Annotated in this window: 27 protein-coding genes; 21 read left to right on the top strand and 6 right to left on the bottom strand. The window is 72.6% G+C overall.

From position 1 onward, the window contains the following. Positions 1-60: 60 nt before the first annotated feature. Positions 61-255: a DUF3046 domain-containing protein gene (locus NMK44_RS00555; protein ID WP_254737117.1), complete on the bottom strand. Its 195-nt coding sequence runs from the start codon at positions 253-255 to the stop codon at positions 61-63. 78 nt (positions 256-333) lie between these two features. On the opposite strand from NMK44_RS00555, the gene NMK44_RS00550 reads away from it, so the two are divergent. Continuing rightward, positions 334-1281 (top strand): hypothetical protein, encoded by a 948-nt coding sequence (locus NMK44_RS00550; protein WP_254737116.1) that lies wholly within the window; start codon positions 334-336, stop codon positions 1279-1281. 18 nt (positions 1282-1299) lie between these two features. Here the strand turns inward: NMK44_RS00550 and NMK44_RS00545 are convergent, their stop codons facing one another. From NMK44_RS00545 to NMK44_RS00535, 3 genes are read right to left on the bottom strand one after another with little or no spacing between them, the layout of a single operon-like run. Further along, entirely contained in the window at positions 1300-1602 is a 303-nt protein-coding gene (locus NMK44_RS00545; RefSeq protein ID WP_254737115.1) for an AzlD domain-containing protein, read from the bottom strand. Continuing rightward, entirely contained in the window at positions 1599-2429 is an 831-nt protein-coding gene (locus tag NMK44_RS00540) for an AzlC family ABC transporter permease (RefSeq protein WP_374215207.1), read from the bottom strand. The genes NMK44_RS00545 and NMK44_RS00540 overlap by 4 nt, the downstream gene beginning before the upstream one ends. A 10-nt stretch (positions 2430-2439) precedes the next feature. After that, complete coding sequence (locus NMK44_RS00535) at positions 2440-3291, bottom strand: AraC family transcriptional regulator (RefSeq protein ID WP_254737114.1); 852 nt, start codon at positions 3289-3291, stop codon at positions 2440-2442. 100 nt (positions 3292-3391) lie between these two features. On the opposite strand from NMK44_RS00535, the gene NMK44_RS00530 reads away from it, so the two are divergent. From NMK44_RS00530 to NMK44_RS00520, 3 genes are all read left to right on the top strand, one after another. Continuing rightward, positions 3392-8068 (top strand): ATP-dependent helicase, encoded by a 4677-nt coding sequence (locus tag NMK44_RS00530; RefSeq protein ID WP_254737113.1) that lies wholly within the window; start codon positions 3392-3394, stop codon positions 8066-8068. Between the two features lie 10 nt (positions 8069-8078). Beyond that, positions 8079-8897: an Fpg/Nei family DNA glycosylase gene (locus tag NMK44_RS00525; RefSeq protein ID WP_254737112.1), complete on the top strand. Its 819-nt coding sequence runs from the start codon at positions 8079-8081 to the stop codon at positions 8895-8897. A 68-nt stretch (positions 8898-8965) separates the two neighbouring features. Further along, complete coding sequence (locus NMK44_RS00520; RefSeq protein WP_254737111.1) at positions 8966-9745, top strand: SDR family NAD(P)-dependent oxidoreductase; 780 nt, start codon at positions 8966-8968, stop codon at positions 9743-9745. Positions 9746-10292: 547 nt separating this feature from the next. Here NMK44_RS00520 and NMK44_RS42365 read toward each other — a convergent pair. Together NMK44_RS42365 and NMK44_RS00505 are read right to left on the bottom strand one after the other, a co-directional pair. Further along, the gene (locus NMK44_RS42365; protein ID WP_254737109.1) at positions 10293-11498 is read right to left on the bottom strand and encodes a tyrosine-type recombinase/integrase; all 1206 of its coding nucleotides are present in this window, start codon (positions 11496-11498) and stop codon (positions 10293-10295) included. Between the two features lie 340 nt (positions 11499-11838). Further along, positions 11839-12312 carry a helix-turn-helix domain-containing protein gene (locus NMK44_RS00505; protein ID WP_254737108.1) on the bottom strand — a complete coding sequence of 158 codons (474 nt, stop codon included), beginning with the start codon at positions 12310-12312 and terminating at the stop codon, positions 11839-11841. Positions 12313-12480: 168 nt separating this feature from the next. On the opposite strand from NMK44_RS00505, the gene NMK44_RS00500 reads away from it, so the two are divergent. The 17 genes from NMK44_RS00500 to NMK44_RS00415 all read left to right on the top strand — a co-directional run bounded on the left by NMK44_RS00500 (position 12481) and on the right by NMK44_RS00415 (position 20573). Further along, on the top strand, positions 12481-12729 hold the full coding sequence (locus tag NMK44_RS00500) for a helix-turn-helix domain-containing protein (protein WP_254737107.1): 249 nt from the start codon (positions 12481-12483) through the stop codon (positions 12727-12729). After that, the gene (locus tag NMK44_RS00495) at positions 12692-12901 is read left to right on the top strand and encodes a helix-turn-helix transcriptional regulator (protein ID WP_254737106.1); all 210 of its coding nucleotides are present in this window, start codon (positions 12692-12694) and stop codon (positions 12899-12901) included. The genes NMK44_RS00500 and NMK44_RS00495 overlap by 38 nt, the downstream gene beginning before the upstream one ends. 78 nt (positions 12902-12979) lie before the next feature. Then, positions 12980-13354 carry a hypothetical protein gene (locus NMK44_RS00490; protein ID WP_254737105.1) on the top strand — a complete coding sequence of 125 codons (375 nt, stop codon included), beginning with the start codon at positions 12980-12982 and terminating at the stop codon, positions 13352-13354. Further along, positions 13351-14145, top strand: a complete 795-nt coding sequence (locus tag NMK44_RS00485) for a hypothetical protein (RefSeq protein WP_254737104.1) — start codon at positions 13351-13353, stop codon at positions 14143-14145. The genes NMK44_RS00490 and NMK44_RS00485 overlap by 4 nt, the downstream gene beginning before the upstream one ends. Beyond that, positions 14142-14321 (top strand): hypothetical protein, encoded by a 180-nt coding sequence (locus tag NMK44_RS00480; RefSeq protein ID WP_254737103.1) that lies wholly within the window; start codon positions 14142-14144, stop codon positions 14319-14321. The genes NMK44_RS00485 and NMK44_RS00480 overlap by 4 nt, the downstream gene beginning before the upstream one ends. Further along, entirely contained in the window at positions 14318-14965 is a 648-nt protein-coding gene (locus tag NMK44_RS00475) for a hypothetical protein (RefSeq protein WP_254737102.1), read from the top strand. Before NMK44_RS00480 ends, NMK44_RS00475 begins: the two co-directional genes overlap by 4 nt. Further along, the gene (locus NMK44_RS00470) at positions 14962-15192 is read left to right on the top strand and encodes a hypothetical protein (RefSeq protein ID WP_254737866.1); all 231 of its coding nucleotides are present in this window, start codon (positions 14962-14964) and stop codon (positions 15190-15192) included. The genes NMK44_RS00475 and NMK44_RS00470 overlap by 4 nt, the downstream gene beginning before the upstream one ends. Then, positions 15189-15347 (top strand): hypothetical protein, encoded by a 159-nt coding sequence (locus NMK44_RS41925; protein WP_302887640.1) that lies wholly within the window; start codon positions 15189-15191, stop codon positions 15345-15347. Before NMK44_RS00470 ends, NMK44_RS41925 begins: the two co-directional genes overlap by 4 nt. Further along, on the top strand, positions 15344-16264 hold the full coding sequence (locus tag NMK44_RS00460) for a hypothetical protein (protein ID WP_254737784.1): 921 nt from the start codon (positions 15344-15346) through the stop codon (positions 16262-16264). Before NMK44_RS41925 ends, NMK44_RS00460 begins: the two co-directional genes overlap by 4 nt. After that, positions 16264-17433, top strand: coding sequence for a recombination directionality factor (locus NMK44_RS00455; protein ID WP_254737101.1), 1170 nt, complete (start codon positions 16264-16266; stop codon positions 17431-17433). The genes NMK44_RS00460 and NMK44_RS00455 overlap by 1 nt, the downstream gene beginning before the upstream one ends. After that, positions 17430-18152 carry an exonuclease domain-containing protein gene (locus NMK44_RS00450; protein WP_254737100.1) on the top strand — a complete coding sequence of 241 codons (723 nt, stop codon included), beginning with the start codon at positions 17430-17432 and terminating at the stop codon, positions 18150-18152. The genes NMK44_RS00455 and NMK44_RS00450 overlap by 4 nt, the downstream gene beginning before the upstream one ends. Beyond that, positions 18152-18589 carry a hypothetical protein gene (locus NMK44_RS00445; protein WP_254737099.1) on the top strand — a complete coding sequence of 146 codons (438 nt, stop codon included), beginning with the start codon at positions 18152-18154 and terminating at the stop codon, positions 18587-18589. The genes NMK44_RS00450 and NMK44_RS00445 overlap by 1 nt, the downstream gene beginning before the upstream one ends. Next, positions 18586-18855, top strand: coding sequence for a hypothetical protein (locus tag NMK44_RS00440; protein WP_254737098.1), 270 nt, complete (start codon positions 18586-18588; stop codon positions 18853-18855). Before NMK44_RS00445 ends, NMK44_RS00440 begins: the two co-directional genes overlap by 4 nt. After that, on the top strand, positions 18852-19418 hold the full coding sequence (locus tag NMK44_RS00435) for a hypothetical protein (protein ID WP_254737097.1): 567 nt from the start codon (positions 18852-18854) through the stop codon (positions 19416-19418). Before NMK44_RS00440 ends, NMK44_RS00435 begins: the two co-directional genes overlap by 4 nt. Continuing rightward, a complete protein-coding gene (locus NMK44_RS42360) occupies positions 19415-19906 on the top strand; it encodes a WhiB family transcriptional regulator (protein WP_308357982.1) in 492 nt (163 codons plus the stop codon). Before NMK44_RS00435 ends, NMK44_RS42360 begins: the two co-directional genes overlap by 4 nt. After that, entirely contained in the window at positions 19903-20232 is a 330-nt protein-coding gene (locus NMK44_RS00420) for a hypothetical protein (protein WP_254737096.1), read from the top strand. The genes NMK44_RS42360 and NMK44_RS00420 overlap by 4 nt, the downstream gene beginning before the upstream one ends. Then, a complete protein-coding gene (locus NMK44_RS00415) occupies positions 20232-20573 on the top strand; it encodes a hypothetical protein (protein ID WP_254737095.1) in 342 nt (113 codons plus the stop codon). The genes NMK44_RS00420 and NMK44_RS00415 overlap by 1 nt, the downstream gene beginning before the upstream one ends. Positions 20574-20608: the final 35 nt, after the last annotated feature.

Genomic DNA, 20608 nt, shown 5'->3' with positions numbered 1-20608 from the left:
AAAAAATCCGGCCACCCCCTTATTGGTCCGCCCGGGCGCCCGTCCTCGCGACGGCCCCGTTCAGCGCTTGTCCTCGGGGATGTCCACTGCGGTGCACACCCCGCGCCACACCTCCTTGGCGCTCCAGCCCGCGTCCAGGGCCTGGTGCACGGTCCGGCCGCCGAGCTCGGACATCACATGATCGCGCGCGAAGGAGTCGGCGTAGGACTCACCGAAGTAGTCCGCCATCCGCTGCCAGAAGACCGTCAACCGCATGCGCCCAGTATCGCGCTCCCGGGGTGCACCGGAGCGTGAGCCCCCTGCCGGGGGTGCCCCGCGCCCTACGGTCTGACCATGGATCGATCCATGAGCCTCTCCTCGTCGCCGCCCTCCCCCTCCTCCGCTCTCTCGCGGGCCGAGCGGTTCGTGTGGCTGACCGCCCGGGTGCTGGAGCAGCGCCGCTTCGCGTATCACTTCCTGGACGGGGGCGCGGAGGCGGTCGAGACAGCGCTCACCGCCTACCTCGCGCCGGACGGCGGCTATGGCCACGGGCTGGAGCCGGATCTGCGCGGACCGGTGAGCCAGCCGCTGCACGCCGTGCACGCGCTGCGGGTGCTCGACGGGATCGGGCGCTGCGGCGGGCAGCGGATCGAGCGCCTGTGCCGCTATCTGACGGCCGTGTCCACCTCGGACGGCGCGCTGCCAGTGAGCCACCCCTCGCTGCGCGGCTACCCGGCCGCCCCCTGGATCCCGCTGGCGGACGATCCGCCGAGCGGACTGCTCACCACCGGTCCGGTGGTGGGGCTGCTGCACCGCAACGAGGTGTGGCACGCCTGGCTCTTCCGGGCCACGGACTTCTGCTGGGCGGCGGTCACGGCGCTGACCGAGGGTGCGTCCGCGCACCCCTACGAGATCACTGCGGCCGTCGCCTTCCTGGACGGAGTACCGGACCGCGGGCGCGCCCAGGAGGCGGCGGACCGGCTGGGCCGCCGGGTGCGGGAGCGGGGGCTGGTGGCGCTGGACCCCGGGCGCGCCGAGGACGCGGCGGTACCCGGCCAGGGCGGCACCGGGACACCGGCGCTGGTGCGCGACATCGCCCCGGAGCCCGGTTCGCTGGCCCGCCGGTGGTTCACCGATGCGGAGGTGGAGCGGTCGCTGGACGCCCTCGCGGAGGCCCAGCGGGAGGACGGCGGCTGGCCCGCCCGCCGGCGCGCGTGGGCACCGGGGGCGGCCCTGGAGACGCGGGCGGTGGCGACCTTGGAGGCGCTGCTCACCCTGCGCGCCTATGGACGGGCGGTATGAGACCGCCCGCACACACGTTCACAGGGTGCGGACGGCGGCGGTGACGATGACCGCCACGGCGACCACTACGAGGAAGGGGGCGCGCAGGATCAGGGCGAGCGCGGCCGCGCCGAGCCCGGCCGCCCGCGCGTCCAGCACCAGATGCTGTCCGTCGGTGAAGGTCTGCTGGGCGGTCAGTGCGGCCAGCAGGGCCACCGGGAGCAGCGCCGCCAGCCGCCGGACGACCGGGCGCTCCAGAGCCCCGGCGGGCACCGAGAGGCCCAGCAGTTTGAACAGGTAGCAGCCGAACGCGGTGACGCCGATGGCGATCCAGGTGTTCATCCGCGCATCGCCTCCTGGGAGTCCTGTCGGCCGTCCTTGCCGCGCGCGGTGCGCCCGTGCACGGCAAGGACGACGGGGGCGGCGAGCGCGGCCGCGAGCACCGGCACCCCGGCGGGCAGCACCGGCTGGCAGACGAGGACGAGCAGCACACCGAGTCCGGCCACGGCACGCTCCGGGGAGGAACGGAGCATCGGGGCCAGCAGGGCGAGGAAGACGGCGGGTCCGGCGGCGTCCAGCCCCCAGGCGGCGGTGTCGCCGAGCGCTGACGCCCCCAGGGCGCCGATCAGGGTGGAGAGGTTCCACAGCACGTACAGGGTCAGCCCGGTGATGGTGAAGCCCAGGCGGGCGGTGCGCCGGTCGGACTGGGCGAGCGCGACGGCGGAGGTCTCGTCGATGACCCAGTGGGCGGCCAGGGGACGCACCGCGCGGGAGAAGCCGAGCAGTCCGGACAGCCGCAGTCCGTAGAAGGCATTGCGCGTTCCGAGGAAGAACGCACCGGCGGCGGCCGTGAACGGGTTGCCGCCCGCGGCGAGCGCCCCGACCAGGGCGAACTGCGAGGCACCGGTGAACACCAGCAGGCTCAGCGCACACGTCTGCAGCAGGCTCAGCCCGGCGCCCGCCGAGGTCACGCCGAAGGCGAACCCGGAGAGTCCGACGGCCACGCCGACGCCCAGGGCGTCGCGGACCACGGCGGAGTCCGCCGGGGGTGCGGCGGACTCGGCCCGTGGATCCGCCTGATATGCCCGCTCTTCCTGTTCTGTCGGATGAGTCTGTTCTATCCGTTCTATTCGCTCGGGCTGTTCCGTCTGCTCTCGCTGTTCTGGCACATCCCGCACGCTAGGCGAGCGCGTCGGGACTGTTCTTGTACGTTCTTGCACGCTCACGGCGGTAGGCACCCGGCGGCACACCCACGATGCGGGTGAAGTGCCGGTGCAGATGGGGCTGATCGGTGAACCCGACGGTGACGGCCGCCTCCGCCGGTGCGACCCCGTCGTCCAGCAGTCGGCGGGCCCGCCGCACCCGGGCGTCGGTCAGCCAGGTGTGCGGCGGCATCCCGTAGGCGGCCCGGAAGGCGCGCAGCAGGGCGAACGGCCCGGTGCCGAGCTCGGTGGCCAGCCGCTCCAGGGACGGCGGATCGGCCATCCGCTCCTCCAGCAGCGCACGCGCGCGCAGCGCGATCCGCGCGCCCGCGGTGGGCGTCGCGCGCGCCGGGAGCGGACCGCCATGGTCACGCAGCAGACGGGCGACGGCGACGCGCAGCAGACTGTCGGCGGCCAGCGCGTTGCCCTCCTCGGCGGCCCGGTGCACCTCGGTGACCAGCCGGGCGGTCCGCGGATCGTCGACCACCGCGGCCCCGAACCCGGCCGCGCCGCGGAGGGAGGTGATCTCGGCGGCGATGGCGGCGACCACGTCCGCGTCCGGGTACAGCACGCTGTAGCTCCACCCCTCCGGCACCCCGGCCCGTCCGGTGTGCGGGGTCTCGGGATTGATGAGCGCGAGCCCGCCGGGCCCGGTCCGCTCCACCGAGCCGCGGTGGTGGAACTCCTCGACGCCCTCGGTGATCGCCGCGATCACGAACGTCTCGTGGGTGTGCTGGACGAAGGTCTTGTGGATGTAGCGGGCACGGAGCAGGTCCACCCCCGGCAGCTGGGGGTACCGCCAGTGGCGCGCGCTCTCACCGGTGCCCATGCCCTCCATTGTGCGGCCGGTCCGGATTGTGCGGCCGGTCCGGCCACCGCTGACCAGCAGATCCGCTCGGCTGTCAGTGGCGCGGTGCACGATGGGGGACATGGCAGGCTCGGCGCTCGACGGATTCTCCCCGGCCACCCGCGCGTGGTTCACGGGTGCCTTCACCGCGCCCACGGCCGCGCAGGAGGGGGCCTGGCGGGCCATCGGCGCGGGGTCGGACGTACTGGTCGTCGCGCCCACCGGCTCCGGCAAGACGCTGGCCGCGTTCCTGGCCTCCCTGGACCGGCTGGCCGGTGAGCCCCCGCCCGCCGAGGCCAAGAAGCGCTGCCGGGTGCTCTACGTCTCCCCGCTGAAGGCCCTCGCGGTCGACGTCGAGCGCAATCTCCGCAGTCCGCTCACCGGTATCCGCCAGGAGTCCGTGCGGCTGTGCCTCCCCGAGCCGGAGATCAGAGTGGGCATCCGCTCCGGTGACACCCCGGCCGCCGAGCGCCGGGCTTTGGCCGGCCGCCCGCCGGACATCCTGATCACCACGCCCGAGTCGCTGTTCCTGATGCTCACCTCCGCCACCCGGGACGCGCTGCGCGGTGTGGAGACCGTCATCCTGGACGAGGTGCACGCCGTCGCGGGCACCAAGCGCGGCGCCCATCTCGCCCTCACCCTGGAGCGGCTCGACGAGCTGCTGGACCGCCCCGCCCGCCGCATCGGGCTGTCGGCCACCGTGCGCCCGGTGGACGAGGTGGCGCGCTTCCTGTCCCCGCGCCGCGCCGTCGAGATCGTCCAGCCGCCCTCGGGCAAGGAGTTCGACCTGTCGGTGGTCGTCCCGGTCGAGGACCTGGGCGAGTTGGGCGGCTCCCCCGTGCAGGACGGGGAGACCGGTGAGCGCCCCTCCATCTGGCCGCATGTGGAGGAGCGGATCGCCGATCTCGTCCAGGCCCACCGCTCCACGATCGTCTTCGCCAACTCCCGGCGGCTGGCCGAGCGGCTGTGCAACCGGCTCAACGAGATCGCCTATGAACGCGCCACCGGCGAGACGGTGCCCGAGGACCACGCCCCCGCCGAGCTGATGGGCGGGTCAGGGGCAGCCGCGGGCGCACCCCCGCTGCTGGCCCGTGCGCACCACGGCTCGGTCTCCAAGGAGCAGCGGGCACTGGTCGAGGAGGACCTCAAGGCCGGGCGGCTGCCCGCCGTGGTCGCCACCTCCAGTCTGGAGCTGGGCATCGACATGGGCGCGGTGGACCTGGTCGTCCAGGTCGAGTCCCCGCCCTCGGTGGCCTCCGGCCTCCAGCGGGTGGGCCGGGCCGGTCACCAGGTGGGGGCGGTCTCCACCGGAGTGGTCTTCCCCAAGTACCGCGGCGATCTGGTCCAGTCGGCGGTGGTCACCGAGCGGATGCGGGAGGGGGCCATCGAGGCGCTGCGGGTGCCCGCCAACCCGCTGGACGTACTGGCCCAGCAGCTCGTCGCCATCACCTCCATGGACGGCTGGGACGTGGACGAGCTGCTCGCCCTCGTCCGCCGGGCCGCTCCTTTCGCCTCGCTCCCGGAGTCGGCGTACACCTCGGTGCTGGACATGCTGGCCGGGCGCTACCCCTCCGACGCCTTCGCGGAGCTGCGGCCCCGTCTGGTGTGGGACCGCGTGGCCAATACGGTCACCGGGCGGCCGGGTGCGCAGCGGCTCGCGGTGACCTCCGGCGGCACCATCCCCGACCGCGGTCTTTTCGGCGTCTTCCTGGCGGGCGCCGACCCCAAGAAGGGCGGCGGCAGGGTCGGCGAGCTGGACGAGGAGATGGTCTACGAGTCGCGGGTGGGCGATGTGTTCACCCTCGGCACCACCTCCTGGCGGATCGAGGACATCACCCGTGACCGGGTCCTGGTCTCCCCCGCCCCCGGCGTCCCCGGCCGTCTCCCCTTCTGGAAGGGCGATCAGCTCGGCCGCCCGCTCGAACTGGGCCGCGCGCTGGGCGCGTTCCTGCGCGAGATCGGCGCACTGACGCCCGAGGCCGCCCGCGCACGGCTGCTGGCCGCCGGCCTGGACGCGTGGGCCGCCGACAACGTCACCGCCTATCTCGACGAACAGCGCCGTGCCTGCGGCCATGTACCCGATGACCGGACCATCGTGGTGGAGCGGTTCCGGGACGAGCTGGGCGACTGGCGGGTCGTGGTCCACTCCCCCTTCGGCGCCCAGGTGCACGCCCCCTGGGCGCTCGCCCTGGGGGCCCGGCTGTCCGAGCGGTACGGCATGGACGCCCAGGTGATGCATGCCGACGACGGGATCGTGCTCCGGCTGCCCGACGCCGATCTGATGGGCCTGGACCTCCTCGACACCGATCCGGCACGGCAGGGCACCGAATACGACACCGAGCAGTCGCCCGTGGGAGCCACCGACGCCGTCTTCGACCAGGGCGAGATCGGTGACATCGTCACCGACCAGGTCGGCGGCTCGGCCCTGTTCGCCTCCCGGTTCCGTGAATGCGCCGCCCGCGCCCTGCTGCTGCCGCGGCGCAACCCCGGCAAGCGCACCCCGCTGTGGCAGCAGCGCCAGCGCGCCGCCCAACTGCTCCAGGTCGCGAGTGAGTTCGGCTCCTTCCCGATCGTCCTGGAAGCCGTCCGCGAATGCCTCCAGGACGTCTTCGACGTCCCCGGCCTCACGGAGCTGATGGGCGACATCGAGGCCCGCCGGGTGCGGCTGGTGGAGGTCACCACCCCCGAGCCGTCGCCCTTCGCCCGCTCCCTGCTCTTCGGCTACGTCGCCCAGTTCCTCTACGAGGGCGACTCCCCGCTGGCCGAGCGCCGCGCGGCCGCCCTCTCGCTGGACTCCCGGCTGCTGGCCGAGCTGCTCGGCCAGGCCGAGCTGCGCGAGCTGCTGGACGCCGAGGTCCTCACCGAGCTGGAGCGCGAGCTGCAGTGGCTCACCGAGGACCGCCGGGTCAAGGACGCGGAGGGCGTCGCCGATCTGCTGCGGCTGCTCGGTCCGCTCACCGGGGCCGAGCTAGCCGAGCGCGGCGCCGATCCGCGCTGGGCCGAGGAGCTGACGGCGGCCCGGCGCGCCATCCGGGTGCGGATCGCGGGCGAGGACCACTGGGCGGCCGTCGAGGACGCCGGGCGGCTGCGCGACGCCCTGGGCACCGCACTCCCGGTGGGCGTGCCCGAGGCGTTCACCGAGCCGGTCAAGGACCCGCTCGGCGATCTGCTGGCCCGGTACGCCCGCACCCACGGTCCGTTCACCTCCGCCTCGGCCGCCGCCCGCCTCGGCCTCGGTACGGCCGTCACCGACGGCGCCCTGCACCGGCTCGCCGCGAGCGGCCGGATCGTCCAGGGCGAGTTCCACCCGGCCGGGGTGGGCCAGGAGTGGTGCGACGCCGCCGTGCTGCGGCGGCTGCGCCGCCGCTCGCTCGCCGCGCTGCGCCATGAGCTGGAGCCGGTGCCCCCCGCGGCGCTCGCCGCGTTCCTGCCGCAGTGGCAGCACCTGGGCACCCACAGCCTGCGCGGTCCCGATGGGCTGGTGCGCGCGATCGAGCAGCTCCAGGGGGCGCCGGTGCCCGCCTCCTCCCTGGAGAAGCTGGTGCTGCCCTCCCGCGTCGGCGACTACACCCCCACGATGCTCGACGAGCTGACCGCCTCCGGGGAGGTGGTCTGGGCCGGGGCGGGCGCGCTGCCCGGCAAGGACGGCTGGGTCACCCTCCATCTGGCGGAGACCGCCCCGCTGTTGCTGCACACCCCGCACCCGTTCGAGGCGGGCCCGCTGCACCAGGCCGTACTGGACGCCCTGGCCGGGGGGTACGGCCTGTTCTTCCGCCAGATCGCCGAGCAGGTCCGCGCCGCCGGGCACGAGTTCCAGGACCCGCAGCTCGCCGAGGCCGTCTGGGACCTGGCCTGGTCGGGCCGGCTCACCGGTGACACCCTGGCCCCGCTCCGCGCCCTGCTGGGCTCGGGCCGTACCGCGGGCTCGACCGCCCACCGCGCCAAGCGCACGGTCCCCCGGGGGCGCTACGGCGGCCTCGCAGGCCGCACCGGGCGCCCCACCGCCTCGCGCGGCGGACCGCCCACCGTCGCCGGGCGCTGGTCGCTGCTGCCGGAGCGCGAGGCCGAACCCACCCACCGGGCCCACGCCCTGGCACAAACGCTCCTGGACCGGCACGGGGTGGTCACCCGCGGCGCGGTCGCCGCCGAAGGCGTCGAGGGCGGGTTCTCCGCCGCGTACCGGGTGCTGGCCGCGTTCGAGGAGACCGGCCAGGCGCGCCGCGGCTATGTGGTCGAGGGGCTGGGCGCCGCCCAGTTCGCGATGGACGGGGCGGTGGACCGGCTCCGCGCGGTCTCCACGGCCCGTGACCGCGCCGCGGATCCCGCCCCCGGCCCGGTGTTCGACGGACGGCCGGGGGCGTCCCCGCGCGCCGTCGTCCTGGCCGCCGCCGACCCGGCCAACGCCTATGGTGCCGCGCTGCCCTGGCCCGATCCGCCCGCGGACGCGAGCCACCGGCCCGGCCGCAAGGCGGGGTCGCTGGTGGTGCTCGTCGACGGCGCACTGACCCTGTACATGGAGCGCGGCGGAAAGACCCTCCTCGCCTGGCCCTCCGGCGCGGCCGAGGCCGACTCCCCGGAGGACGACGGCAGGCTGCGGACGGCCGTCGAGGCACTGGCCGGATCGGCCCGCGCGGGCGCCCTGGGCAGTGTGACCGTCGAGCGGATCAACGGCGGCGCGGCCCTGTCGTCCGCGGTCGGCCGCGTCCTGGAGGCCGCCGGGTTCCATCCGACGCCGCGCGGTCTGCGGCTGCGCCCCTGAGAGGCCGTCCATGCCCGAAGGAGACACCGTCTGGCAGACGGCACAACGGCTGCACAGGGCTCTGGCGGACACCCCGCTCACCGGATGCGATCTGCGGGTCCCCCGGCTGGCGACGGCCGACCTCACCGGCCGCCGGGTCCTGGAGGTCGTCGCGCGCGGCAAGCATCTGCTGACCCGGGTGGAGGGAGGTCTCACCCTCCACTCCCATCTGCGGATGGACGGCGCCTGGTACGTGTTCGGCGCCGGGGAGCGGTGGCGCGGCGGTCCGCACCATCAGATCCGCGCCGTCCTCGCCACGGCCGAGCGCACCGCGGTCGGCTACCGGCTCCCGGTGCTGGAGCTGCTGCGCACCGCCGAGGAGGACCGCGCGGTCGGTCATCTGGGCCCTGATCTGCTCGGCCCCGACTGGGATCCGGAAGAGGCGCTGCGCCGGCTGCTCGCCGATCCGTCCCGGCCGCTGGGCGAGGCCCTGCTCGACCAGCGGAACCTGGCCGGGATCGGCAATGTCTACAAGTGCGAGCTGTGCTTCGTGCTGCGGCTCTCGCCCTGGCTGCCGATCGGCGAGGTGCCGTCCCCCGAGCGGCTGGTGACCGTCGCCCAGCGGCTGCTGGAGGTCAACCGGAACCGCGCGGCCCGCGTCACCACGGCGCAGTCGCGCCCCGATCGCAGGGTCTGGGTGTACGGCCGCCCGGGGCGCCCCTGTCTGCGCTGCGGTACGCCGGTGCGCGCCGCGGATCAGGGACGCGCGGGCGAAGAGCGCATCACCTTCTGGTGTCCGCACTGTCAGCCGGGACCGCAGGACCCGCCTCCCCGGCCCGGCTCGCCTTGATGCCCGGCTCACCCTGATGTCCGGCACCATAATTGACGGTTCGTCAGATCCAGTCGTACCGTCGCTCCATGACCGCCATATCGGCGTACGACCTCAGTTGTCGCACCGCCCTGGTCACGGGGGCGGCGGGGGGCATCGGACGGGCCACCGCCCTGCTGCTCGCGGCGGCCGGAGCCGCCGTCCACTGCGCCGACCTCGACGAGGCCGGAGCCCGGCGCACCGCCGAGCGGATCACCCTCTCCGGCGGCACCGCCCGCGCCCACGCACTCGATGTCGCCGACCGGGCCCAGGTCTGCGCAGTCGTCGAGGCCGTCGTCCGGGACGGCGGACGGCTGGACGTCCTGGCCGCCATCGCCGGGATCATGCACAGCAGCCCGGTACTGGAGACCGACGAAGCCGATCTCGACCGGGTCCTCGCGGTCAACTTCAAGGGGGTGCTGTACGGCTGCCAGGAAGCGGCGCGCGCCATGATCACGCAGGGGACGGGCGGCTCCATCGTCACCATGGCCTCGGGCGCGATCGACACCGGCGCCCCGGGGCTGCTCTGCTACGGCGTCACCAAGGCCGCCGTGGTCCAGCTCACCCGCACACTCGCGGCCGAGGTGGGCCGCCACGGCATCCGCGTCAACGCGGTGGCACCCGGCTGGGTCCGCACCCCCATGACCGCGCGGAACAGCGACGAGGAGCAGCGGCTGGCCGAGGGGCCCATGGCACGGCGCACTCCACTGGGACGGGTCGGCGAACCCGAGGACATCGCCCATGCGGTGCTCTACCTGGCGTCCGGCGCCTCAGCCTTTATGACCGGCCAGATCCTGCGCCCGAATGGCGGAATCGCGATGCCGTGGTGACCTCCTCTGGCCGGCGGGCCCTTCTCCGCCGCGGCGAGGGCCCGCAGTGTACCGGAAGCAGGCTCAGCCCCCAGCCGCCGACCGCGAGGGCGCCCTCCACCGGCCCGGCCGCACCGGGCGACAGGGTCAGCCGTAAGACCGCCCACCACCACAGACCCCCGAGAGCGAGCGCGAGCATCCACCGGACCGCCCGTCGGCCCAGGATGCCGGCCCCTCCGACGGCTGCCATGACTGCCTCCTTCGAGCGACGCTAGACGCCTGTTCGCACACGGCGGGAGGGCGCACAGGAGGCACGTCAGCGCGCGTCGGACACCCGGGCTCCCCCCAGTCTGCCCAGCCGGACAGCAGGGCGCACCCAGAGCGAAGCGCGCCCCCCGGCCATCGATGACCGAGGGGCGCGCGGACGATCCCGGGGAACACAGGGGTCCCGCAGACGGTGCGGCCACTGCCACGGGGGCGATGACCACACGGTGTGCGGACGGCGGGCGGCCGCCCTTAGCCCCCGTTGACGTTCTCCGCCTGGAACATCCAGTGGTGACCTACCGGATCAAGGCTTCACCAGGGCCAGAGCCCCGGACGACGACCCCGATTCCGGCAGCGTTCCGCTCGCCGCAGGAGATTCCTCTCGAGCCGCTCCCCCTTCCGGAACGAGGAGCCCGCTGCGCGCCTTCTCCCACGCGCCATCCAGGACCGTCCTCGTCTGCTCCTCCGCCTCCGCCCACAGGTGGCTGTACACCCGGAGCGTGGTGAGCACGTCCTTGTGCCCGAGCCGCTTCTGCACCACCTTCGGGTTCTCCCCGCCCGCGATCAGCACGGAGGCATAGTGGTGCCGGAGCTCATGCCAGTGCCGTGCCTTGGCCTTCGCCTTCCGGCAGATGTTCTTGATGGCCCAGTCGAGCGTGGACTCACCGATCGGCTTGTGATCACCCATCGTGAAGACCAGGCCCTCCCACTCCCCGGACGTTGCGGGCGGGTGCGCGGCCACGTAGGCCGCGAGAAGGTCAACGGCCCGCTTCGTGAGCGGCAGAGTACGGCGGCCGCTCGAGGTCTTGAGCTTGTCGAACCGCAGACCCTCCCCGGCCTCGTACACCAGCTGGTCGCTGACCCTCAACTCGCGCCGCAAGAAGTCGATCGCGTCCAGCCTCAGCCCGCGGAGCTCTCCCGACCGCAGCCCGGTCAGTGCGGTGAATTCGACCATCACGGCCCACCGATCGTGGTAGGCGGCGCCGATGAGGCGCATCACCTCCGCGATGTCCGGCGGGTCCACCTGGGTCTCTTCGAGCGTGGGCGCCTTGACGCCTGCGAACGGCGAGACGGGGATCATTCGGTCCAGCACTGCGAGGTGGAACACCGACCGCACCAGCCGGGCAACCCGGTTCGGGGTGGACCCGGTCAGCTCGTACTGGCTGGTGAGCAGCCCTTGCCAGGCGCCGGCCTCACTCGGCCGGATAGACCGGATCTCGCGGTGCCCCCACTCCGGCACCAGGTAGCGGTTCATCACGCCCCGGTACTCGCGCCGGGTGCGCTCGATGGTGCTCGTGGAGGGGAGCCAGACGTCGAACACCACGTGCTCGACCGTCAGCTTCCCGCGCTCCGGGTCGATCCAGGAGCCGGTCAGCTTGGCCCCCTCCTGCTTCAGGATCTCCTTCTCTGCTTCGACCAGGGTGCGCCACAGCGAGGTGCGCTCCTTGCCGTCTGGCCCGTCGTACCGGGCCTGCCAGCGTTTCCCCTTCCCGTGAGCGGCGGAGGCCACCTTGCCTTTGTGCTCTCCGCACGGTGGGTCGTCGGGCGAGGGCCGGGTCTTGTGCCAGCGATCAGCCACGTACCCCATTGAGAACTCCCATGATCTGCCCAGCGTCGAACCCCACCGCCAAGAGGGAGTTCGTTGCTTGACGGCGCATCTCATCGTCATGGCGGGCCATGTGGTTCACCACCCCGACCGGGCGCCCGTTTACCCGAGCGGTGAATACTGCCACGCGAGGGCCGAGATCGGCTGTTGCGAGAACGGGTTCAGTCATGCGAGGCATGCCCCCTCGTACGCGCGGCGCTCCCCTGTTGCCAGGGGCCAGCCTAGATCTGTAGCCGGACGAGTACTAGAAGTTTGCACTACCAGAATCGTCGTCCGACTCGTGCGCCTCAGGGACCACACCCCGTCGCCGCAGCTCATCGACTGCGATCTTCGTTGCGGCGCGGATCTCTGCCGCGGTGACGTTGTTCGTGGCGCGCACCATGGCCTGGCTCAGGATCGTCTCGACGTCGCTGGCAGCGAGCGCGGGCACGTCCTCCCAGCCGCCGGGGATGGGGCCCCCGTCGAGCACTGAGTCAACGGCACCCGCTGGCCATCCGAGGGCCTCGGCCACTCGGGCGAGCGTGTATGGCACTCGCGCTTTGGGTACTTTGCCGCCCTCCGCGTCCTGAACGCTCCTGGCCGAGACGTCGGCGGCGGTGGCCAGCTCGGCTTGCGAGAGGCCACGGTGCTCGCGGGCGGACTTGAGAGCTCGGCCGAGCCGGGCCCACGCCTGCGGGTCTCGGTTCATGGGGGTGGCCTCTCTTCTGTCTGTCTCCATGGTGGCAACGACAGGCAACAAGATTACGGCCGGGTAGCGGTCCAAGGCGAGTCAAGTTCACGTCATCTCCGCACGCACCGCCATCGTTGCTCATCGCGGTGCTAAGCGTTGCAACTCGTTTCCGTCCGACTCTTGCTCCGTCGCCATTCGTTGCGTATCGTTTCCGTCATGCAGGCCGACGGATCGAAAATCCGGCGGCAGCGCGAGCTACGCGGCTATGGCCTGCGGAGATTCGCGGCCGTCGCCGGACTGTCCCCCGCTCACCTGTCTCGCATAGAGCGCGGGCTACGTGACCCCCAACCCGAGGTCCTCGCACGCATCGCAGCAGCGCTGGAGTGCGACATCGAAGACCTCGAACGGAAACGAACGGAGACGAACGATGAGCGAGGTCGACTCGCCGTTCCTGACCACCCGTGAACTCGCCCGGCTGCTCCGCCGGACCCCCGAGGCGATCCGCAGCATGCGGCACCGCGGCCAGGGACCGCGCGGCCAGCGTGTCGGCCGCGGGGTGCTCTACCGCCGCAGCGAGGTCGACGCGTGGCTGGAGGCCAACGCGGCCGCCGACCCGCTCGGCCAGCGCGCCGCCTGATCAACCCATGAGGGCCCGCCCCGTAACGACCAAGCCCGGGACGGACCCGACCCACTCACCCAGTGAAAGGAGCGGGCCATGGCCACGAAGCCTATCCCGCAGAAGCGCGACATCGCCGCACTCGACGTACCGCTCGACGCACTGATCGAGACGCTGCGCACCAGCCAGCCCGGCGCCGTGCTCGCGGAGCAGCGGCACCAGTTCCTCGACATTGACCCCGACCTCCGGCGCGACGACTACACCCACCCCGCCCAGATCGGCGGCGCCCCGAAGACCGACCTGTTCCAGTCTGCGGACGGGAAGCGCTGGCGGCTCGCCGGGACCGACGCGTCCGGCGCCCGGCTGTTCGTCCCGGCCCAGTGTGACCCGGCGAAGGTGAAGCGCTGGGTGTGGGCGAAGGAAGCGGAGCTGGTCGCGACGGTCGGCGTGCTGTCCCCGGTGGTGGCGGCATGATCAACGTTCGCATCACCCTCGACAGTTACGACTTCGCGCACCCGTCCGAGAAGCAGACGCAGGTGTACCTCGAACTCCCGGAGGTCGCGCGGGTCTCGTACATGCTGCCCGCCCACTTCTACACGTCCATGCGGGACCAGGAGTGGGGCGACGTCCTCGACAACGCGCACGGCTACTACGAGTCGAGCTGTGCAGTCACCGATTCGGACTCGGCGCGCGCTCGTGCTGCGGTGCGTGAGTGGCTGGCGGTCGATGAGAACCGCGACGAGCTGAACGTCGCGTGGTTCCAGGATCGGGCTCGGCGTGATCCGGTGTCGCGGTCGCTGCTCAAGGACGTGGAGCGGCTGCGGGCGCGGGTCGCCGAGCTGGAGGTCGAGCGGGTTGCCGGGAACGCGGCGCTGGCCGACCTCACCGTGGCGCTCCGGGTGGCCGAGGGCCGGCAGTCTCCGGACACGTATCCGCCCGCGTTCCCGTGGGCGCGCTGGCTGGACGCCGAGGACCGGGCCGATTTCCTCGACGAGTTGGCCGCGTCCGCGATCACCCACGTGGACAGTGTGACGGCGCTGGCCGAGGTCGAGACGACGTGCGGGTCGTGGCGGGCGATCGCGGATGCGACGCGTGCGCATCTGACCGCGCCGGGCCCGAACTGCACCTGCTCGGAGCCGGTGGCCAACTGCGCGGGTGGGGGCTGCGGGTGCCCGGTGTGCCACCGGGCGGTGGCCCTGGCCGCTGACGAGCCGGTGCCGTACGAGCTGACCGCCGCAGCGGCGACGTCCGGGGGCGTGTCGTGACGTTTCTCCTCTACTTCACCACGGGCTACCTGGGCTGGCTGGCGATCTGCGCGGGCGTCAACGCCTGGACGCGCCCGGCCCGTCCCGTCGTGACCGACCCCGTCGCGGAGTTCCGCGCCTCCCTCTTCTCGACCGCCGTCAACGGCCGCGCTCTTCCTCCTGGAGACCACCGATGAACGGACCCGATCACTACCGCGAGGCCGAGAGCATCCTGACCTCGCTCAACGAGGACGAGTACGTCGGGAACGCGCGAGCCGAGGCCATTGCGCAGGCGCAGGTGCACGCCACTCTCGCCGTCGCCGCGGCGCGGGAGGGCGTCAACCCCGACCAGCACAACGAGGTCGTGGCCGAGCCCGCCGCGCCGACGCCGCTGCCCGTCCGCTGGGACCGGCTCGTCATCCACCCCTGCGACCCGGGCGGCGAAACGATCGTCTGCTGCCTCGCTGAGGACGGCCGCCCGGTCGCGCTCCAGCTCGACGACGAGCACCGCGAGGCCCTCGGCCTCCAGCTGCTCGACCCCGACGGCGACGGCGAGACTGCCGAGCTGACGGTCTACCGGGCGTCGCACGAGTCCATCACCTTCGGCCACTACGCCACCCGTGAGGCTGCCCGCGAGCACTGCGAGGCGCTCGTCCGCCGCGAGTGCGGTGACGCCGGATCCCTCGGCTGGATCCCGGACGACGGCTCGGACGACGCGCCCGAGGAGCTGTCCGTATTCGGTCCCGCGTGGGAGGAGGACGGCCCCGAGGAGACGTGCACCGGCTACGTCGTCACCCCGCTCACCGTGGCCACCGCGTACGACGAGGACGGTGACGAGTGATCACCGCCGACCGCGTCCGTCTCCGGACGCTCCTCTCCACCATCCGCCGCGAGGGTGGCACCTGGACCACCCGCCGCGCCCAGGACGTGTACCGGCCGCTGGGCATCGTCCAGCGCGGTACCGCCCGCCACGACCTGGCTGCGCTCGCCCGGCGCGGGCACCTGGTCGCGGTCCCCGGGCACGACCGGGCGTACCGGGTCAACCACGCGGGCGGTGAGCGCCGGTGAAGCGCGGCAACTCTTTCTCCGACGGCGGGTTCTGGCGCCCGGCCGACCGCACCGGCCGCGCCCCCTCGCTGCGTACCGCCCGCGACCGGGCCTACCTCGACCACCAGCCCAAGCGCGGCATCCTCGCCCGCCTCCTCAAGGGGAACCGCCCATGACACAGACGACCGAGGCCGGGGCCACCGCCCCGGCCGCCGGCCGCCGCCGGGCCAAGAAGCAGACCCCGGCGCCCACCGGCCCCGACCGCATCCCTCGCCCCTCACAGGGCTGGTACCGCGTCCCCGGCACCGACACCAAGCTGAGGCGCGTCACCACCATCCTCAGCCAGGGATTCCCCAAGCCGCAGCTCGTGTTCTGGGCCGCGAACTTGACCGCAGCCGACGCGTTCGCCACGCTCCCAGCCCTCGTCGCCGCCTCGCTGCGCCCGGCCGAGAAGGAAGCTGCCTACGACTGGCTGCGCAAGGGGCACGTCCGGAAGAAGGAAGAGCGGGGCGACCTCGGCACCGCCGCGCACGACTTGGTCGAAGCCCACGTCCTTGGCACCCCGCTGCCCGAGGAACTGCTGAGCGACGCGGAGATGGCTCCCTACCTCGATAACTTCCTCCGCTTTATCAACGAGTGGGAGATCGAGTTCGAGGCGTCGGAGATGGTCGTCGGGAACCTGACCGACGGCTGGGCCGGAAAGCTGGATTACCTCTTCCGCTCGCGTCTCATCGCGGCGGCGCTGAAGGTGCCTGCCACCACCCTGTTCGTCGGCGATACCAAGACTGGCGGCGAGCTGGACGAGAAGGGCGTGTATCCGGAAGCCGGAGCCCAGATGGCCGCGTATCGGCGGGCCGAGGTGGCGTGGCTGCGGGACGGCACACAGGTCCCCATGCCCAAGGTCCACGACGTCGGAATCGTCCTGCACCTACGGCCGGAGGGCTACCGGCCCATGCCGCTGAAGTGCGGCGACGACGTGTACGAGGCGTTCCTCCACGTTCAGCAGGTCGCCGAGTTCCAGCGCAGCCTCGCGAAGTCCGTTGTAGGCGAGGCCCTCACCCTGCCCACCACCGCTGAAGAGAGGGCCGCCTGATGCCCATCATCGACCTCCAGCGCCGCATGCGTCAGCTCGGCGAAATCCGTATCGGTCGTGCCGTCGACACCGGCCGCGTCTCTGAGAAGACCGGGAGGCCCATTCTGCGGCCGGAGAAGCTCCGCGCCTTCCGCTTCACTTCCCCCTCCCGCGAGATCCTCACCCAGGTCGCAGCCCTGTACGGCGGCGAGGTGCAGACGTGGACCCCTGCCAACGGCGGTCCGTCCGAATTCGAGGTGTTCAGCACCGCCAACCGGCTGCCCGTCCTCATCCCTCCGCGAGACGCCGTCTCCCAGTGGTACGAGCTGTACGCCGGGTCGAAGTGCCAGCGCCGATGCGACGGCGTCACGGAGCAGAAGAGCGACCGGCCGTGCATCTGCAACCCCGAGGACCGGGTGTGCTCCATCACCACTCGCGTGAACGTCATGCTGCGGGATGTCCCGGCGCTGGGCCAGTGGCTCCTCGTCTCCAAGGGCTACTACGCCGCCGTCGAACTGCCGCCCGCGGCCGAGCTGCTTGCGCAGGCCGGCGGTTACGTCGCCGGGTGGCTCGGCATGGAAGAGAAGTCGGTGGTCCGGGACACCGGCCCGACCCGGTTCATGGTCCCCACTCTGGACGTCGAGATCACCCCGGCCGCGCTGATGGCCGGGAACATCACCGGCGGCCCGGCCGCCGTGACGTCCAGCGAGCAGCGCCCTGCGATCGAGGCCGCTCCGGCGTCGGCAGGCCCCCCGAAGGACTACTTGTTGGAGGCCAAGCAGGCCGCCACGCAAGCCGAGGTGCTGTCCATCTTCCAGGCCGCGAAGGCGGCTGGCGCGCCGGTCGCCTACCAGGAGCAGATCAAGGCCATCGGTCTGAGCAAGCCCACCACCGCCCCGGCGGAGGACGTCCCGCACCCGGATGACACACAGCAGATCCTCAACCCGGCCGACTACGGCGACGCCTCGCCCGAGCAGATCGCCGAGTTTGTGCACGACGTCGAGATCGTCGAGGACGACGACACCGCGGACATCTGGTTCCAGATCATCGCCGCCGCCGGGAAGCACGGCATGACCACCGAGCAGGTCGAGGCCGAGTTCGCCAAGGAGAACGGCGGGCTCCACCCCTCGACTGCCAGCGCGGACAAGCTCCGCTCCTTCCTCGCCGTGCTGAAGGGAGGCCGGGCATGAGCTGGCACCTCGGCCGCCTGTGCGGCTACGACCTGGAGACCACCGGCCCCGACCCGGGGACCGCGCGCATCGTGACCGCGTGCGTGGTGCAGGTCGGCGGCGACCGGCCCGCCCAGGCAGCGAACTGGCTGTCCGACGTGGACGGCGAGGAGATCCCCGCCGAGGCCGAGCGCATCCACGGTGTCACCACCGAGCGGGCCCGCGCGGAGGGAACCGACCTGCGCGAGGTGGTCGAGCAGCTGCTCGGCGCCCTGTCTCAGGTGGTGCTGTCCGGCGTGCCGATCGTGGCGATGAACGCGCGCTACGACCTGACCGTGATCGATCGCGAGGCGCGCCGGTACGGCATGACGCCGCTGACCGACACGGTCGGCGATGGCCTGCGGGTGGTCGACCCGTACGTGATCGACAAGCGATTCGACACGTACCGCAAGGGCAAGCGGACGCTCACCCACCTGTGCCAGCACTACCAGGTACGGCTGGACGGCGCCCACTCCTCCGATGCTGACGCGCTCGCCGCCTGCCGGGTGGTGTGGCGCCAGGGCCAGCGGTACGAGCGGCTGGCCGCGATGACGCTGGACGAGCTGCACGCTGCGCAGGTCGAGTGGGCCGCCGAGCAGGCCGCCTCGTTCCAGGAGCACCTGCGCACGAAGGACCCGGAAGCGTACGTCGAGCCCGCGTGGCCGCTGGTCCCGCACCAGGCCGAGGGCGGTGACCGCTGATGTGGGGCCGTATCCGCCGCCTGCGCGAGGAGATCGCCGACCTGCGCGCCCAGCTCGACCGCATGCGCGAGCGGGCCGAGACCGCGGAGAGCAACGAGAAGACCGAGCGCCACAACCGCAGGCTGATCACCCGCCAGTTCTGCGAGGCCGACGCCACGAACATCCGGCTGGAGGGCCGCGTCCGGCGCCTCACCGATCAGCTGGAGCGCGCCCACGAGGCCGCCCAGGACGGCGCCCTCGACGAGATGGGCGGCCGTCTCGACCGGGCCCTCCGAGCCTGCGCCCGCTACCGGGCGGATGCCGACGGCCAGGCCCGTCTGATCCGCAGCCAGCAGGAACTACTCGACCGCCTCTACGGGCTCGACACCCCGGCAGTGGCCGAGGGCGAGCGGTGGCAGGAGCGGCGCCACGACCGGATGAAGGGGGTCCGGCTGTGATCACCACTGTCCTGGGCGGCCTGGTCGGCGGCGCGTTCGTCTGGATCCTCCGGCTGGCCCGCACCGTCGGCGTCCACCGCCCGGCACCGGCCCGGCCCACCGCCACGTTCCGGCCCATCGCCGAGGGCACCGTCTGGCAGCCCTGCCACGACGTGACATGCGGCCACATGACCACCCGGTGGGTCCCGACCCTCGACGGCTACCGCTGCGAGCGAGCGGCCGAGCACCGCGGCGCCATCCACCTCACCCCGGGCGGTGCCCAGTGAACCAGAACGCCACCGAGGAGCAGATCACCACGCTGCTCCGCCAGGGCCTCAGCAACGCCGCCATCGTCCGCGAACTCCGCTGCGACAAGAACCGCGTCAGCCGCATCAGGCGCAAGCACGGCATCCCCAACGTGCCGTTGCAGCCACTCACCCTCGAGGAGAAGTGGACCACCAACACCCGGCCCGTCGATGGCGGGCACCTCGAATGGACAGGCGAACGGAAGAGCATCAGCGGTACCCCCGCCATGCGGTACCGCGAGAAGCCGTACACCGCCGCCGCTATCGCCTTCCGCATCCGGCACGGCCGCGACCCCAAGGGCTACGCCTTCGCCGAGTGCGGCCTGCACCACTGCGTCGCCCCGGACCACGTCGATGACGAGCCGGGCCGCGCGCGAACCCGCGAACAGCTCCGCTACCTCAACGGCGGCCGCGAGCGGAAGCCGTACTGCCCCCACGGGCACGACCAGGCCGTGCACGGCCGGTATCAGGAAGACGGCCGGGCCTACTGCGAGAAGTGCAAGCGCCAGCGGGCGCGATCCGCGCGCCAGGAGGTGGCGTCATGACGCCCACGACCAGCACCCGATTCCACGGCGAAACCGTCGACCTCGTCGCGGTCGGCAGGTACGTCGCGGGCACTCCGCCGCTGCCTGAACTCAGCGAAGCCGAGCAGGAGTACACCGCCCAGGTCATGGTGCAAGCCGGGTTCAGCACCACCACCGTCGCCGACCGCCTCGGTGTGTCCGACCGGACCGTCACCCGCTGGCGCGCCGCCTGGTCCCAGGAGGAGGAAGCCGCCGCCGACACCCTGCACTGGCAGACGCGCGGCGCTTGTGCAGACGAGGACCCGGACCTGTTCTTCCCCACCGGGACGAAGGCCGAGGCGTACGTCATGGGCGAGCAGGCCAAGGCGATCTGCCGCCGCTGCCCGGTCATGGACCAGTGCCAGGCATGGGCTCTCGAGCACCGCATGAGCAAGGGGGTGTGGGGCGGCCTGGGCGATGGCCAGCGCCGCAACGTGCTCCGCCAGCGTGGCAGGGGGGAAGTGGCGTGAGCGCCCGGCAGCGTCTGGCCGACGCCCTTCCGGAGTGCGGCCACTGGGACGGCCCCGCCGCCCAGTACTGCCACACCCGGGCCGACGTACACCGGTATGTCATCGGCTGGCGCTGCCCGCTCCATACCCCCGCGGCGGTGGCCGGCCGTCCGGAGCCCCAGCCGGGGCCCGGTCTCCCGGCCGCCGCCTGGACCACGCTCAGCCCGCTCTCCGCGTCCCGTGTCGCTGATGCCCGCGCCATCGCCTCCGGCAAACGCCGCTCCCACCAGCCCGCGTACCGCGCCGCACAAGCCGCGGTCGCCACCACCAGGAAGGACACCACCTGATGGGTTTCCACCACTCCACCTACTTCGCCTACGGCATCCAGATCCCCGACAACGGCGCCCCGTGGCAGATGGCCGAGCGCCTCGAGGCCGAGCTGCCGAAGCTCAAGGACCAGTGCCCGGACGTCGGGTTCCTCCAGGCGGGCAACTACGACGACGACATGACGTTCCTGACCACCCGGTGCGACGAGGTCGGCCTCGGCGAGTTCAAGACCGTCACCCCGCAGACCGCCACCGGCGAGCAGCTGGCGAGCTGGAACGGGCAGCTCGTGGCGGCCGCCGCCGCGCTGGGCATCGCGGATCCCGCGGTGCCGGGCTGGATCGTCGTCCCCGACCTCGACTGACCACTCCGCCCGACCGGCCCGGGGCGGCCACCCAC

Origin of the sequence: Streptomyces cucumeris (genome assembly GCF_024295805.1) — a bacterium.
GTDB lineage: Bacteria > Actinomycetota > Actinomycetes > Streptomycetales > Streptomycetaceae > Streptomyces > Streptomyces cucumeris.
The sequence above is the reverse complement of the archived record's forward strand: the minus strand, read 5'-3'. Positions and strand labels throughout refer to the sequence as shown.